Source organism: Psychrobacter sp. 1Y4 (assembly GCF_051847555.1).
Genome location: NZ_JBPYDE010000005.1, coordinates 179,435 through 195,731, shown reverse-complemented (window position 1 = coordinate 195,731; position 16,297 = coordinate 179,435). Strand labels below are relative to the sequence as shown.

The 16,297-nt window shown below is 41.7% G+C and carries 13 protein-coding genes; 6 read left to right on the top strand and 7 right to left on the bottom strand.

What is annotated here, in order from left to right:
- Positions 1 to 30: 30 nt before the first annotated feature.
- The 5 genes from mnmE to rpmH all read right to left on the bottom strand — a co-directional run bounded on the left by mnmE (position 31) and on the right by rpmH (position 4,661).
- Entirely contained in the window at positions 31 to 1,482 is a 1,452-nt protein-coding gene (mnmE, locus tag ACS8FC_RS06140) for a tRNA uridine-5-carboxymethylaminomethyl(34) synthesis GTPase MnmE (RefSeq protein WP_439296176.1), read from the bottom strand.
- Positions 1,483 to 1,696: 214 nt separating this feature from the next.
- A complete protein-coding gene (gene yidC, locus ACS8FC_RS06135) occupies positions 1,697 to 3,376 on the bottom strand; it encodes a membrane protein insertase YidC (RefSeq protein ID WP_439296175.1) in 1,680 nt (559 codons plus the stop codon).
- Positions 3,377 to 3,592: 216 nt separating this feature from the next.
- On the bottom strand, positions 3,593 to 3,967 hold the full coding sequence (gene yidD, locus ACS8FC_RS06130; RefSeq protein ID WP_439296174.1) for a membrane protein insertion efficiency factor YidD: 375 nt from the start codon (positions 3,965 to 3,967) through the stop codon (positions 3,593 to 3,595).
- Position 3,968: 1 nt separating this feature from the next.
- A complete protein-coding gene (gene rnpA / locus ACS8FC_RS06125; protein WP_439296173.1) occupies positions 3,969 to 4,340 on the bottom strand; it encodes a ribonuclease P protein component in 372 nt (123 codons plus the stop codon).
- A 186-nt stretch (positions 4,341 to 4,526) separates the two neighbouring features.
- Positions 4,527 to 4,661 carry a 50S ribosomal protein L34 gene (gene rpmH / locus ACS8FC_RS06120; RefSeq protein ID WP_007394757.1) on the bottom strand — a complete coding sequence of 45 codons (135 nt, stop codon included), beginning with the start codon at positions 4,659 to 4,661 and terminating at the stop codon, positions 4,527 to 4,529.
- Between the two features lie 567 nt (positions 4,662 to 5,228).
- Here rpmH and dnaA point away from each other — a divergent pair.
- From dnaA to ACS8FC_RS06095, 5 genes are all read left to right on the top strand, one after another.
- Entirely contained in the window at positions 5,229 to 6,674 is a 1,446-nt protein-coding gene (gene dnaA, locus ACS8FC_RS06115; protein ID WP_439263368.1) for a chromosomal replication initiator protein DnaA, read from the top strand.
- Between the two features lie 316 nt (positions 6,675 to 6,990).
- Positions 6,991 to 8,166 (top strand): DNA polymerase III subunit beta, encoded by a 1,176-nt coding sequence (dnaN, locus tag ACS8FC_RS06110; RefSeq protein WP_439263366.1) that lies wholly within the window; start codon positions 6,991 to 6,993, stop codon positions 8,164 to 8,166.
- Between the two features lie 135 nt (positions 8,167 to 8,301).
- Positions 8,302 to 9,513, top strand: a complete 1,212-nt coding sequence (recF, locus tag ACS8FC_RS06105) for a DNA replication/repair protein RecF (protein ID WP_439296172.1) — start codon at positions 8,302 to 8,304, stop codon at positions 9,511 to 9,513.
- Positions 9,514 to 10,045: 532 nt separating this feature from the next.
- Positions 10,046 to 12,619, top strand: coding sequence for a DNA topoisomerase (ATP-hydrolyzing) subunit B (gene gyrB, locus ACS8FC_RS06100; protein WP_439263460.1), 2,574 nt, complete (start codon positions 10,046 to 10,048; stop codon positions 12,617 to 12,619).
- A gap of 146 nt (positions 12,620 to 12,765) precedes the next feature.
- Positions 12,766 to 13,374, top strand: a complete 609-nt coding sequence (locus ACS8FC_RS06095) for a manganese efflux pump MntP (protein ID WP_439296171.1) — start codon at positions 12,766 to 12,768, stop codon at positions 13,372 to 13,374.
- 99 nt (positions 13,375 to 13,473) lie between these two features.
- Here ACS8FC_RS06095 and rlmF read toward each other — a convergent pair whose 3' ends face one another.
- Both rlmF and ACS8FC_RS06085 read right to left on the bottom strand, forming a co-directional pair.
- Positions 13,474 to 14,496: a 23S rRNA (adenine(1618)-N(6))-methyltransferase RlmF gene (gene rlmF, locus ACS8FC_RS06090; RefSeq protein WP_439296170.1), complete on the bottom strand. Its 1,023-nt coding sequence runs from the start codon at positions 14,494 to 14,496 to the stop codon at positions 13,474 to 13,476.
- A 65-nt stretch (positions 14,497 to 14,561) separates the two neighbouring features.
- Complete coding sequence (locus tag ACS8FC_RS06085; RefSeq protein ID WP_439263359.1) at positions 14,562 to 15,227, bottom strand: LysE family translocator; 666 nt, start codon at positions 15,225 to 15,227, stop codon at positions 14,562 to 14,564.
- Positions 15,228 to 15,412: 185 nt separating this feature from the next.
- Between ACS8FC_RS06085 and ACS8FC_RS06080 the strand changes: the two genes are divergently transcribed.
- Positions 15,413 to 16,216: a crotonase/enoyl-CoA hydratase family protein gene (locus tag ACS8FC_RS06080; protein ID WP_439296169.1), complete on the top strand. Its 804-nt coding sequence runs from the start codon at positions 15,413 to 15,415 to the stop codon at positions 16,214 to 16,216.
- Positions 16,217 to 16,297 lie beyond the last annotated feature (81 nt).

The window sequence follows — 16,297 nt, the reverse complement described above, 5'->3', positions numbered from 1 at the left end:
CAATCGAAGATAGAAACAGTAGTTTGCTAATCACTTACCAATACAAAAACTGCCGAATATCTTACCTAGTAGGTCATCAGCACTGAATTCACCAGTGATTTCACCCAAACTATGCTGAGCTTGACGTAAGCTTTCAGCGACTAACTCTCCTGCTTGAAAGACCGTTAGCTGCTCATGCGCCTCTGCTAGATAGTCAGCCGTCCGTCTAAGCGCATCTATATGACGCGTACGGGCGATGAGGCTATTCTCTGGTGGATGGAAGCCGACTTTAGCACATAATTCTTCGATTAATGTATCAATGCCAGCACCTGTTTCACATGAAACATTTACTTGCTCATAACCGCGATTAGTGATTTCATTTTGTGAGACCGTCATCGCTATTTTATCTTTGCTATGAGTCAACAAATCACTTTTATTGGCAATAATTAATAGTTTTTTGGTGGCTGGTAATTCGCCAAATAGCTGCTTTGCAAGTTGCAACGGTGTGGTATCTTCTTCAAGATCCCGAGTAACATCATAGACCATCAGTAGCATATCAGCTTGCTTAATAGCGGTACGCGCCCGTTCGATACCGATACGCTCCACAGTGTCTTCGGTATCGCGCAGCCCTGCGGTATCAGTGAGATGCAGGGTCAGGCCATTGAGGACGACGGTTTCTTGTAGTGTGTCTCGCGTGGTGCCTGCCACATTGGTAACGATAGCGCGCTCCTGCCCAGCTAGACGATTGAGTAAGCTTGATTTGCCAGCATTAGGACGCCCTGCCAACACCACATGAATCCCATCACGTAACAGCTGACCTTGTTTTGCCGTTGCCAACACTTGCTGTATTTTATCTTGAGTTTGTTCAAGCTTGTTTTGAATGACGCCATCAGATAAAAAGTCAACGTCCTCTTCATCAGGGAAGTCGATGGCGGCTTCAACGTGCAGGCGCAGATGAATAAGCTGTTCTAATAGCTGGTTAATTTTTTGCGAAAACTCCCCGCTTAGCGAACGAATGGCACTGCTCGCAGCCGCAGCACTCGTGGCATCAATAGCATCAGCAATCGCTTCTGCTTGCACCAGATCTAATTTATCATTGTCAAAAGCGCGGTAGGAGAACTCCCCTGCACTGGCCTGTTTGGCACCCAGCTCAAACACGCGAGCAAGCAGCTGGTTTTGCAAAATCATGCCACCATGCCCTTGCAGCTCAATCACATCTTCACCGGTGAACGAATGCGGGCCTTTAAAATATAACACTAATCCTTCATCAATTACCGTGCCATCTGCCTGATAAAACCGGCAAAAACTGGACATGCGCGGAGTAAATGCTGTCTTGCCTGTGAGCTGACAAGCAATGTCATAAGCACGCGCACCTGACAGCCGTATCACACCGACGCCGCCACGCCCAAGTGGTGTGGCAATCGCGGCAATCGTAGCCAAACCGGATGGCTTAGACTTTCCAGATGAATCAGATAAGGCTTGCGTCGTCTGTAAAGAATTCAAAGTTATTCTCATTAACTAAAAGCTCCATTATAGACGCCTAAACCCAGCCTGACAAAGCAAACTTTATATCCTAATGTAGGGTACATGTTTGAGCTTTTATGACGCTGTATTAGCGTTCTGCTTACCTACCAGCAAAAAATATTATAAACAAATTACCTATAAAAAAAACCACCGTTTGCACGATGGTTTTTTTATTCAAAGGCTCTTATTCAAACTAATCAAGTACTTTAACAGTGCGCTGTTTCTGTTCTTCTTCTACCTTTTTATTCACAATATACTGATGCGTCATACTAAACAAGTTGTTCACCGTCCAATACAATACTAGACCTGCTGGGAAGAATAGCATAAAAGCGGTAAAGATAATCGGCAAAAATTTCATTACTTTTGCTTGCATAGGATCCGCTGGCTGTGGGTTTAGCTGCTGCTGTATGAACATAGAAGCACCCATCAGCAGTGGTAAGATAAACCAAGGATCCATCGCTGAGAGATCTTGAATCCACAGTATCCATGGCGCATGACGTAGCTCAACACTTTCGACCAATACCCAATATAAAGCTAAGAAGATTGGCATTTGCATCAATATTGGCAAACAACCTGCCATTGGATTGACTTTTTCTTCTTTATAAATGCCCATCATTTCTTGCGACATTTTCATTCGATCGTCGCCATGCTCTTCTTTCAGCGCCGCTAATCTTGGAGCAATGGCACGCATCTTCGCCATTGAATAGTAGCTCTTATTTGAGAACCACATTAAGGCAAACTTAACCAAGATAGTCAGTACAATAATTGACCAACCCCAGTTGCCAATAATTTTGTGGATACCATCCAAAATAGCAAAAAGTATCTTTGATATTGGCCATAACAAACCATAATCAACCGTCTGATTTAGACCTACTGCTACGTCCTTAAGCTCAGATTGTACTTTTGGTCCTGAATATAACGTTGCATTCAAGGTCGCTTGCTTGTTCGGTCCAACATTGACAGGTTGGCTGTTAAATCCGATAAAGTAATCGTTACCAGTTTCACGACTAAAGAACTTGCCGGTAAAATTCTCAGGTGTCCATGCAGAGACAAAATAATGCTGCACGATACCGACCCAGCCATCATCACTAGTCACTGACAGCTCGTCACTAAAGTTCTTGAATTTTAGCTTATTGTAAGGATCATCAGGTGTACCCCAAGCGCCGCCTAGATAAGTTGCCATGCTAAGCGCACCCTTATCAGACATACCAGGATCTTTACTGTCATCACGCTTCAACTGCGCGAACATCTGTCCTTGCCAGGCATTCGCAGAAGCGTTTTGAATCTGATAGCTAACATCAATCGGATATTTATCTTGCGTAAAAGTAAAGGTTTTGGTGATTGTCACGCCATCTTTTTTATAAGTAAGCGGTACCGACAAGGTTTGTTGGCCCGCTTCCATCACATAATTATTTGCAGTATGGCTATAAGTTGCACGTCCTTCAGCTGTGTCAATACCATCTTGACCAATCAGACCAGACTGAGCCACATAGACACGATTGCCGTTATTTTCTAATAGTACGAAAGGCTCATCACTATCAAGCGTGGCATCATACTGCTTTAAAGCAGCATAGACGATATCACCACCTTCTGGATTGATTTTGATGTCATAGCGGTCAGTTGTAACTGTGATTAATCCTGCATTTTTGGCAGGTGTCGTAGTCACAGCACCAGAGCCAACAGGTAGTGTCTGTACTGGTATGTCACCTGCTGCACCACTTGTAGAGGGAATGTCGGCACCGACCGACGTTGCTGTTTCTGATACCGTGTCTACAGCTGGCTCATTAGCATAATCATCTCGCCATGCCAGAATTAGCAGATAAGCGGTGATTAACATCGCAATGATGATCATCACCCGAAATATCTTTTGCATAAACCTTTCCTAGATTAAAAAATTAGGGAATAAAAAATCAGGCATGTGTTATGACCGCCGCATAGTATTAACTCATACCTTGAGCAGCAGTATCAGCAGTCAATCACATAAAATGTTCATCATTTTACTAAAAAACCACTCTAAATGATACCAAGAGTGTGGATAACTTGTGGGTAACTAAATAGATATCCACAGATGGTCTATCAATGACAAAAACTACATTAGCTTCATCATATGGTTCAAACGAGAAACATAACTTTTACGATCTTTATAGACATAAATACCCTGAAAACTAACGGTAGCTATGGTAGTAGCGGGCACATATTGATAGTAGTAAGAAGACAAAGGTAGCGGTACAAAATCGACACCATGTCCACCCAAAGGATGACAACTTCCAATACGTTTTAACAGTAGCCAACTACCAGATCGAACCCCATGCCATTCTAGAGCTTGCTTGCCATAGTTAGAACATGTTGGGTAATATCGACAACGAGCAGGCAATATTGGACTTATTAATTTTTGATAGAAAACAATTAAAGTAAATAACAGTTTATAAATAAAGTTATTTTTATTTTTTAATATAAAATTCATTTTATTTTTTTTCTATTTTTTTAAAAATATTATTTATCTCGTTTTTTAATTCTTTATTACTTAAATATTTAACAGATTTTTTAACAATAAAAACAATATCTTTATTTTCTAACTTTGAAGATCTTAATCGAAACTGTTCGCGAATTTGACGTTTAATTAAATTTCGTGTGACTGCTGTAGGTACTTTACGCTTAGTAATGGCCATCCCTATGCGTGGTTGCTCGTTCGTATTAGGACGTATAAAGGCCATTAAGTGGGCTTGATGGAGCTTACGTTCAGGCGCATCAAAGACCTCGCGAAAGGCTATAGGCGTTAGTAGACGCTGCTCTTTAGTGAAGCAGGCATTAGGCGTCGTTGAGACAGTATTGGACATAGTACAACCCTGTATGAGAACTAATAATGTTAGTAGAGAGAATAACAAAGTATAGAAATAAAAAAAGCGCCGATATGGGCGCTTTTTTTATATGGCTAAGTGTCAGTTGTGATGATTGACTATCGCAATCTATAAATAATAGAAACACAACAAGCACTATAAACCATGCTCATCGCAGTATTCTGATTATACAGTAAGGCGATGACGTCCTTTAGCGCGGCGACGAGCTAAAACTTGACGACCTTTTTTAGTTGCCATACGGGCACGGAAACCGTGAGTACGTTTACGCTTGATCACGCTTGGTTGGAATGTACGTTTCATAACTCACCTATCAAAATAATGGACTAAATTCGTAATAACGCAGGATTATACCACTGCATTATATCTTGGTCAATAAACTAATTTATTCAGTCTTCTACATTGAACTAATAACTGCTTATTTACAGAAATTCTTTATCAGAAGAATACCTAAAAAAGAGTTGTCTTATGTACTAGTTGAAAAGTTATCCACAGAATTCCTTCGGTTCTATAATAATTATTAATTAATATATATAAGTATTGTTGTTATTGGGAGGCATATTTTCTGTGGTTAACTAAGATTTATTGATTTTTATCAATGAACTAGCTTATGGGTAAACCTGTGGATAACCTGTGGGTGAAATATGGATAACTTGTAATATAAACTTATCCACAATACTGTCCACAATCTTATCCACAAAAAACATGATGTTATCCACAGGCTGTTTATGTTAGATTGTGTCCTAGTTTGATGAGTGATTATTCGGTTGTTTTATATCATCATTTTTTAAGCAGTAACTACAGGCTGTTTTTATTATCAACGAGTCAAATGATACTTGTTAAATTTAGAATATGGGGCGTTTACTTTTCATGATGGATACAGCAGCTATTTGGGATAAGTGTTTGAACGACTTACGTTATCATGTCAAAGATAACGTTTTTACTATGTGGTTAAGACCGCTATCGGCACAGCAAGAAGCACAAACGCTAATAATTCTTGCACCTAACGACTATTTCGTCACATACATCAAAAAAAACCATCTGCATGACATTCAACAGTTAGTTGCTAAACATAGCCAAGGCAGTATCGAAGAAGTTGTTGTACGTGTTGATAATGCTGGCCGCGAGCCAGCTGAGAGTAATCAGGCACAGCCAGACTCCTTGTTGGTAGCAGAAAGTCCCTCCCCTACCCTGCCAAGTTATGATTCTGAAAACACACATCATCGTATCGCTAAAGCAGATATTGACGCTAATATGCGCCATACCGAATTGGTTCATTCTGCTGACGCCAAGTCGTTGAGTTACCTTAATCCAGACTTTACCTTCGAGACTTTTGTGACTGGTAAATCTAATAATTTAGCTTATAAAGCATGTTATGAGCTCAGTAAGCGCCAATCAAAGAATCGTCATAATCCTTTATTTATTTACGGTCCTTCAGGATTGGGAAAAACTCATTTAATGCATTCCGTTGCTCATCGCTATTTAAAAAATAATAGAAGTTTTTATTATTTTACTTCTGAAAAATTTATTAACCAATTAGTTTATTCATTAAGAAATAATAAAATAGAAGATTTTAAAAAGAAAATAAAAAAAGTTGATTTATTAATTGTAGATGATATTCATGTATTGGCTGGAAAAACGAAAAGTAGTAACGAGTTTTTAACGTTATTTGCTGACTTTACTAGTGGTGATAAGCAACTGATTTTGGCTTCTGATCGTCATCCATCACAAATGACGGAATTCGATGAACGCTTTAGATCACGCTTTTCTTGGGGGCTGACCGTAGCTGTTGATCCCCCCGAAATCGATACTCGTATGCAAATCTTGCAGAAGAAGGCAGCATCTTATGGCATGACACTTCCTAAAGAGTGCGCACTATTTATCGCTCAAAATGTGGTTTCTAATGTGAGGCGTTTAGAAGGTGCTTTAAATCAGGTATTTGCTAATGCCAATTTAACTGGTGCACCGATTACTCTTGAGATGGTGCAATATGCACTAAAAGATATCGTGGCAATGCGAGTACAATCCGTCAATATGGACAACATCCGTAAAGTGGTTGCAGAATATTATGACGTTACAGTGAAAGATATCATGGGACGTAAACGTACGCGTAGTATTGCAAGACCGCGTCAAATCGCCATGGCGCTAGCACGTGAGCTCACGGGCGATAGCTTTCCTGAGATTGGGCAGTCATTTGGTGGACGCGACCATACAACGGTCATGCATGCTTGTGATAAGGTCAACCAACTGCGCGCAGCTGACCCTGCTTTTGATAAGGACTATAAAACACTTGCATTAATGTTACAGGCGGCATAGATCGTTTAGTATCACTATGTTTTAGTAGGGGGATATGGTTTATAATATTGAGCGGATAAGCGCACAGATGGTTGATGGTTTATAGCCAGTAGACAAGGTATTATTAAACCATCGTTTGAATTTTATAAAAATAGAGTCATTTAAATATAGTGAGTTCAGTATAAAACCGATACAGTGAGACTGGGATAAATTTTACGCAGCCTTTGTCTGCGCAGGCACAGTACACCAGAAAAATTTATACCAGTTCCGCGTTGGCATATAACGTATCTGTTTTATGTAGAATCGACTATAGTAACTTAAATAAGAGTAACTAAGCATGCAATTATCGATTAATCGAGAGTCGTTACTAAAAGCTATTAATTTAATCGCCAAGGCTGCTGACAAGCGTCATAACATGGTGATCTTAGGTAATATAAAGCTGCAGTTGTCTGAGTCTGAGCTTGTTTTGACCGCATCTGATCTAGAAGTAGAGCTGACATCGACATTGAGATTGCCTACAGGTGCTTGTGTTGAAGCAGGGACAACGACATTACCGGCAACCAAATTAAAAGAGATTTGTAAGTCTTTGCCCACTCAGGCACAGGTAAACCTTACTACCCAAGAAAACGAGCGCTGCTTACTAACTAGTGGCAAGAGCCGTTTTACTTTAGGAACCTTGCCTAGTGAAGATTACCCAAGCTTAGGCAACCCAGAGAACATCACGCCATTGACGATCAGTCGCAGTCGCCTAACTGATTTGATCCATAAGACTCAGTTTGCAATGGCAATCCAAGACGTACGCTATTATCTAACTGGCATGCTATTTGATGTTTCACAGCAGCAGCTGACGACGGTTGCGACCGATGGGCATAGATTGGCTTTAGCACGTAGTGTGATTGATGTTAGTAGTGATTTGAATATGCAAGCTATATTGCCACGTAAAGCTGTCATTGAGCTTGAACGTTTGGCTTCTGAGCTTGGTAAAATGTTGGGCGATAAAGACAATCCAGTAACTTTGAGTTTTGGTCGTGAGTTTTTGCAAGTCAGTTTACCTTTTGGTGAGGTAGATAGTGCAGGGCAGGTCAGTCAAGATCTAATGGTGACTTTTACCGCGCGTTTGATCGATGGTAAGTTTCCTGACTATCGCCGTGTTATGCCAAGTAACACTGACAAGCTGGCTTTGTTTAATCAAGAAAAGATGACTGAAGTGCTGCGCCGTGTTGCAATTTTGAGTAACGAAAAATCTCGCGGTGTGGTGTTTAATTTTGCCAGTGACGGTATGGTAGAAGTCCGTGCCAACAATGCTGAGCAAGATGAGGCGGTTGAAATGATACAAGCTAAATATCAGGGCGACCCGATGGAGTTGTCATTTAACGCCGCTTATCTACAAGATGTGCTAGGCGTTATCCAAGGTGATTTGCAAATGCACATGAGCCAATCAAACGCTTCTGTACTGGTCAATCAGCTAAATGATGATTTTCATCAGTATGTCATTATGCCAATGCGTATATAGTGTTTTTCTCCACTATGGTTAGTACAGCTGTTTTAGTTTGAGATAGGTTACAAGTTGAGGCAATAATTTTTAAATCATCGTTTTTTAATCAAAATTTTGCCCATTTTGGGTTTTTTATAGGCAGCCACCGCTGTTATGATTGAACGTCTACAAGTCTCATATTTGCGTAACTTATCTCAAGTTGACCTGTCTTCTGCCGCTTGTAATGTCATCATCGGTGTCAATGGTAGCGGCAAAACTTCACTACTTGAAGCAATATTTTTATTATCAAGAGGTAAAAGCTTTCGTCATCATCAGCCCAAACGTTATATTCAGCATCATAAAGACAGTACTACTGTACATGCTAGGTTGACTGATAACAGTACATTAGCTATTCAAAAGCAGGCCGATGCGACAACGTTATTACGCCTTAATCAAACCACTGTCTACAACCAAAGCATCCTCACCGAACAGTTGCCCACGCTGTTGATAGACCCTTCCACAATGGATATGTTAGAGCAGGGTAGTGCCAGTCGTCGACAGTTATTAGACTGGTTGGTGTTTCACATGAAACAAGGCTTTCACTCCCAGTGGGTAGCGTATCAGCGTCTATTAAAACAGCGCAATAGTTTGTTAAAAAAGACGAATCATTTATCACATGTTCAGCTTGCAGAGCTAAGATCCTGGGACAAAGGGCTTGGTAACCACGCTGCGCTTATTCACCATTATCGTGAGCAAGTATTTACCGAATGGCAGCCTTATTTTGCAAAAAGCATTGCACAATTACTGCCTGCCTATGCGGATCAACTAAGCTTAAGCTACAATGCAGGCTACGATACAAGTGTGGGACTTGACGTGCAGCTTAATGAGCGCCTAGAGCAGGATTTGCAATTAGGGTACACTCGTATCGGCAATCATCGTGCTGATATTCATGTACATTGGCGCTCTAGTGACTCTACAGGAGCCAAAAGTTCTGATAAAGAAGTAGATGTCGCCTTAAGAGATGAGTTAAACCACAAATTGCCGATTTTGAAAGAACAGGCAGCCAATGTCTTATCTCGCGGTGAAAAGAAGCTCTTGATTACTGCATTGCGTTTGTCTCAATTGCCTTTGCTACTTAATAATGAGGTAGTCACAAAATTATCTAATAGTGATATCCAAACAAGAATGACTCCTGTCGTACTTTTAGATGATATTACGGCAGAATTGGACAGTAGGGCGATAAAAATATTACTAACAACTTTAGCGCGTCTACCTTGTCAAGTATTTATGACCAGTCTGACTGATGATGTTGTACCCCTAGTTAAAGAATTATGGTCAAATCCTAGAACGTTTCATGTGAAACATGGTCAGATCTATTTGACTTAGCAAATTCTGTTATTAGATCACTGTTTTTACTTCTTCATTACATCCTTATTATTTTTCTATTCTCTCATATTTCCAGCTAACTGCTGTCTGGTGTTTATATAATATTTACTACTCTAAAACGACTGTTTCCAAGACCTAAAACAGCCAGTAAACAGTGACTTACGGGTAAAAAAATGTTAAAATAAGGCTTTATTTTTGCCCTATTCTCAGCAAGTTATCTTGTGATTTCATATCACTGTTAGTTATTACTTATGAGTTTGTAAGTAATTGATAAGTTTACTGTTTTATTGATTGTTGGTCGTCTTAATGCAAAGTGGAAATTATAGGCAGACATAATGTGTTGACTCGAAGTCAGTATTATGTTTTATGCAGCTTTGGTTAATGAGACAAGCTCGAGGTTTTAACAGTAAAACGTTCATTTTAAGATAATACTGTAAAGTCTCACCAAAGTGGTGAGTTGATGATATATGGCTGATTGTGGCTAGATTAAGGAATGCACATGAGTGATTCATTACCTACCGATTACGAGCAACTGACGTCAGACAATATGATGTCAGATACTATCGTTGAGACTATTGCGCCAGCGACTATTTCTGAAGGACTTCCATCTGAGTACAGCTCCAAAGACATTCGTGTATTGCGCGGTTTAGAAGCGGTGCGTGTACGTCCTGGTATGTATATCGGTGATACAGATGATGGCACAGGCTTGCATCATATGGTCTTTGAGGTAGTGGACAACTCTATCGATGAGGCGCTAGCTGGTCACTGTGATCAGATTGATATTATCATCCATGAAGATGAGTCGGTCAGTGTCATGGACAATGGTCGCGGTGTCCCTGTTGATATTCATCCAGAAGAAGGGGTGTCTGCCGCGCAGGTCATTATGACCGTACTACATGCAGGCGGTAAGTTTGATGACAACAGCTATAAAGTCTCAGGCGGCTTACATGGCGTTGGCGTTTCAGTCGTTAACGCATTATCGAAAAAGCTTGAGATGAATATCTGGCGTGAAGGTTATCATTACCATCAAACTTATACCGACGGTGTGCCAGATGCTGATATTCAGCAAATGGAAGCGACCGATAAAACGGGTACACAAATCCGTTTTTATCCAAGTAGCGACGTATTTACGGGTACTATCTTCGAGTATGATATTTTGGCCAAACGCTTACGTGAGCTGTCCTTCTTAAACTCAGGTGTGCGCATTGTCTTAACTGACGAGCGTATCGATAAGCGCCATGAGTTTGAGCACAAAGGCGGGTTATCTGAGTTTGTAAGCTATATCAATGCAGGCAAGGACGGCATCAATGAAGTGTTCCATTTTACTAGTGAACAAGACGATGGTATCGCAGTCGAAGTCGCGTTACAGTGGACGGACACTTATAATGAAAAAGTACTTTGTTTCACAAATAACATCCCGCAGCGCGACGGTGGTACGCACTTATCAGGGTTTCGCTCAGCGCTTACCCGTGGTCTAAACAGCTATATGGATCGTGAAAACCTGTTTAAAAAAGAGAAAGTCGCGGTCAGTGGCGATGATGCGCGAGAAGGTCTAAGTGCTATTGTTTCAGTAAAAGTACCTGATCCAAAGTTCTCTAGTCAGACCAAAGACAAGCTGGTATCAAGCGAAGTCAAATCTGCTGTTGAGTCAGCGATGCATGATAAGTTTAATGATTATCTGCTTGAAAATCCAAGCGCTGCCAAAGGTATTGCCAATAAGATTATCGATGCGGCAAGGGCTCGTGATGCGGCGCGTAAAGCGCGTGAGATGACGCGTCGTAAGACTACTTTGGATATCGCAGGTCTGCCGGGTAAGCTGGCTGATTGCCAAGAAAAAGATCCCTCGTTATCAGAGCTATACATCGTGGAGGGTGATTCTGCTGGCGGCTCAGCGAAGCAAGGTCGTAGCCGGAAGACGCAAGCAATTTTGCCACTAAAAGGTAAGATTCTAAATGTCGAGCGTGCGCGTTTTGACAAGATGCTATCGTCTGCAGAAGTAGGTAACTTGATTACCGCGCTTGGCTGCGGTATTGGTCCTGACGAGTACAATCCTGACAAAGTACGCTATCATAAAATTATCATTATGACCGATGCCGACGTCGACGGCTCGCACATTCGTACCTTGCTACTAACGTTCTTTTTCCGTCAAACGCCAGAGCTGATTGAACGTGGTTATATTTATATTGCGCAGCCACCATTGTATAAAGTCAAAAAAGGTCGCCAAGAGTTGTATCTAAAAGATGATGAGGCGCTCAAAGCTTATCTGTTGTCATCTACGATTGATAATACTAAGTTGCATATCAGTGCCGATGCTCCTGCTATTACTGGTCAAGCGCTTGAAACACTGCTAAATGATTACAACCAGACACAGCTGATTAAAGCCCGTTTGCAGATTCGTTTTCCAGCAGTAATTTTGGATGCGTTGACGCATACACCAAAGCTTAGCACTGACATGACTTATGATAAGTCTGCTATGCAAGAATGGCAAGAGACTATGCAAGCTCAGCTTAATCACTTCGGTAGTGATTTAAGCCCTGAGATTGAGCTGGTCAATATTCATGAACAGCAGTCTGAGAGTATGGATGCAGCAGAAAACGTACTCAATATAGAGCCAGCAGTAGAAAACGTAGAAGCCATATCTAATAAAGCGCAGTGGTTACCACGTATTACCGTTTATGTGCATCAATTAGCACATCATTACTTGCTTGATGCAAGTTTCATCAATTCAGGTGAGTATAGCAAGCTGCTTCGCTTATCAAGCGAATGGAACACGCTACTTGAGGATGATGCTTTTATTCGCCGCGAAGCAAATTCAGGTACAGCCAAAGATATCCCTGTGCGCGACTTTGACTATCTCTGGCAGCAAATGATGCTAGATGCCCGTCGTGGTTTGGCAGTTCAGCGCTATAAAGGGCTAGGGGAGATGAATGCTGATCAGCTTTGGGACACGACGATGGATCCTGAAAACCGTCGCATGCTACGTGTCACCATCGAAGACGCTATTGCAGCGGATCATATGTTTACCTGCTTGATGGGCGATCACGTCGAGCCGCGTCGTATCTTTATCGAGGAAAATGCATTAACGGTTTCTAACCTTGATATTTAAGGTTTAGCTTTTACGTTAAGTATAAAATACCGCCTTGTCTTCCAAGGCGGTATTTTTTAACAATAGAGTTGTTTCACGTGAAACTTTATTTAACACCTTATAATACCTTTGCTATATTTTGAGTTAATGGATAACTGGATAATAAGATGGTTGAAGTGGTACTACTGGCTATCGCTTTGGCGATGGATGCGTTCGCAGTCTCTATAGGACTGGGCGCTAAATCGCAAAAACAAAGCCGTCGATATATAGGGCGACTGGCTGTCTACGCTGCCTTATATTTTGGGATTGCACAGGGGATAATGCCGCTTATTGGTTATTTGCTGGGTGCAGCTTTATTAGGTTGGCTTGCCGCTGCTGCTCCTTGGACCGGAGGTTTTATTCTTATTGGGCTGGGCAGCAAGATGCTCTATGAGGTGTTTTTGGGAAGTAAGGAGGCTATCTCAGATCAACAACTTGATGTAAGTAATAATGCCACTCCAGTAAGAAATAACGCAGAAAAATATATCAATCATCGCACCATGTTTACCCTCGCGATTGCCACCAGTATCGATGCCATGGCGGCTGGTTTTACTTTAAACCTACTCGATCTTGATGCGTGGTTTGCTTGTGTGATCATCGCGATTGTCACGGCTATCTTTAGCGCAGTGGGCATCTATTTGGGCAAAAAATCAGGTACGTATCTTGAAGATAAAGCAGAAGCACTCGGCGGCATCGTATTGGTTTTGATTGGGCTCAAAATTATGTTTTTTAGCTAAATAGATACGTTATTTTATGCTCAAATAAAAAGCCACTATAAATCTTTATAGCGGCTTTTTTGTTTCACGTGAAACTCTGTTAATACGCTTTGGCAATGATTATGCTTCGTCAATATTAAATCGCCATGCTAAGACACGGGTGTTTTTTTGTCCTTGGCTCATCTCAATAATACGCATCTGCGCGACGCCAAGCTCTTTTAATAATTGCTGTAACGGTTTTACATTCTCAGATTTTGAGACTAGGCTAGTAAACCAACCAACATGCTCAGCATAGTTTTGGCTCTCTTTTATCATATTACTCAAAAAAGCAATTTCACCACCTTCAGACCACAATTCTTTATGTTGACCGCCAAAGTTGAGGTTTTGCGCGGCATTACCTGACTTTGTAGAGTGACGACTGATTTGTGTACTTTCGTTTTTGCCCCGGTGTCTTTGCAGATTGTGTTGTTTACGGCTATTTGCTTGCAAGGCTTCATCCAAGGAGGCATGGAAGGGCGGATTACAAACCACCACATCAAAGTAGTCTTGACGTCCAATGATATTTTTAAAAATATATTTTGGCTCGGGTTGCAGTTTGACCTTAATCGCGCCTTTTAGTTTTGGGTTCGCCTGACAAATAACGCTTGCGGTATTGACAGAAACGGGGTCAATATCGCTTGCAGTAAAGCGCCAGCCATAGCTTTGACTGCCGATAATAGGGTAGATGGCGCTAGCACCTGTCCCAATATCGAGGGCATGAATTTCTTTGCCAATCGGCGGTGTGTTGTTTTCGTTCACGTGTGTGGTTTGAGCCAATAAGTCGGCAATATAATGAATATAATCGGCGCGTCCAGGGATGGGCGGGCACAAATAACCTTCTGGAATGTCCCAAAACTTGACACCATAATAATGGGCCAATAGCGCTTGATTGAGCACCCGTACCGCCTGATGATCCGAAAAATTAATCGTCGGCTCACCCTTAGGATTGGTGATCGTATGCTTGGCAAGCTCAGGTAAGGCGCGGGTCAATAGCGCAAAGTCGTAGCGACCTTGGTGCGGATTACGCGAGTGCAGCTTGCCAAGTTTTTTGGCAGTCTCAGGTGCGCGGTTTCGGTGTTTATTAGTGTTTGGTCTACTGGTCATAGTATGGGGCTTTGAGGTTTGAATATAACTGTTCAGTTTAGCAGATTTTGCGAGTAGCGAATGTCTTATCGGCTACGTAAAATGAGGTTTAACCCTAATATTATCATTGCGCTACCTAAGATACGGTTTATCCAGTGCTCAATACGCCCAAAACGTCGCAGAATAGCAGGAATAGAGAGCAGCATCACCACAGCGCTAAACCATGCCATCTGTAGCACCATCATCCATACGCCATAGATGGAGAGCTGCCACAGCGGGATATCGGGGGACAATACGAGGGTAAATATTGCGACAAAATATACAGGCGCTTTAGGGTTAAAGACATTACAGAAGAAACCGCGTCGCAGGGTAGCAAGGGTTGAATCGGCTTTTAAAACGTCTTGCTTTGCCTGTTTGTCCGCTTCCTGCTGTGGAGTATCTAGTGCTAAGTCAGTTGTAGGCTTTGGTTTGGCTTGAATACCTTGCCATCCCAAATAAATCAGATAGCTACCACCCAACCATTTAATAGCAGTCAATAACGGCTGCGAATGAGCTATTACCGCCGCTAACCCTAACACGGAATAAATAATATGCACCGCAAGACCAACTGTAATACCTAGACTACAAATCAAGCCAGTACGACGTCCTTTGGTTAAAGTTTCACGTGAAACTAACACAAAGTCAGGACCAGGAGAGGCGGCTGCGAGTAAGTGCACACTAGTGATAAGTAAAAATCCATGCCAAAATTCCATAATAGGCTCTGAGTAATGTTTTAGTTTGAATAATAGTTGCACCAATCGTAAATCAGGTCAACTATTATCGTCAGGTCAGTGAGTATTGATAATGGCTTTGCTGCTTGTGTAATAGTGTATAGATGGCTATATTAAAAGCGACTTCTTATGATTCTCAATAAAGACAAGTATAAAAGGACGAAACTATGACGACGGAACATAATCATCACACAGACACTCGCATTACTTATGAAGTCCAAGACTATATTTGTCTTATTGGACTAAATCGCGTAGATAAGCGAAATGCCTTTGACAGCCATATGATCAATCAATTGTCTGATGCGCTGACTCATTATGACAATGACGATAATTTACGTTGTGCGCTGATATTTGCGCATGGTGAGCACTTTACCGCTGGTCTTGATCTCATGGAGCTACAAGACAAATGGGACAAAGGTGCGTTTGAATTTAACGATGACGAGATTGATCCGTGGGGCATCAGTGGTAAATTACGCACCAAGCCTATTGTCGTTGCGGTACAAGGCACCTGTTTTACTGCTGGGATTGAGCTCATGCTCAACAGTGATGTGGTCATCGCGAGCGAAAATTGCAACTTTGCGCAGATGGAGGTGCAGCGGGGTATTATGCCATTTGGCGGGGCGACGGTCAGATTTGTCGCAGCGGCTGGCTGGCAAAAAGCCATGCCATATTTATTAACTGGCAAGCCCTTTGACGCACAAACCGCTGATAATCTCAATCTGGTCAGTGAAGTCGTGCCGAATGGCAAAGAATACGAACGCGCATTGACCATTGCTAAAGAGATTTGCAAAGCTGCACCGCTTGGCGTACAAGGGCTACTGTCCTCAGCACAAGATGTGAGTCGTAGTGGCACCGCCGCGGCACTGGCTAATATTCATAGTTATTTGCCACATTTATTTCATTCAGAAGACGCTCGCGAGGGTGCGATGGCGATGGTTGAAAGGCGCGAGGCGAATTTTAAAGGTCGTTAAAAAAGGGCGTTAAAGTTTGATTTTATATTCATCCGAGGATTGATTGATTATAATCGCTTGATTATATTTATGCCTACAAGG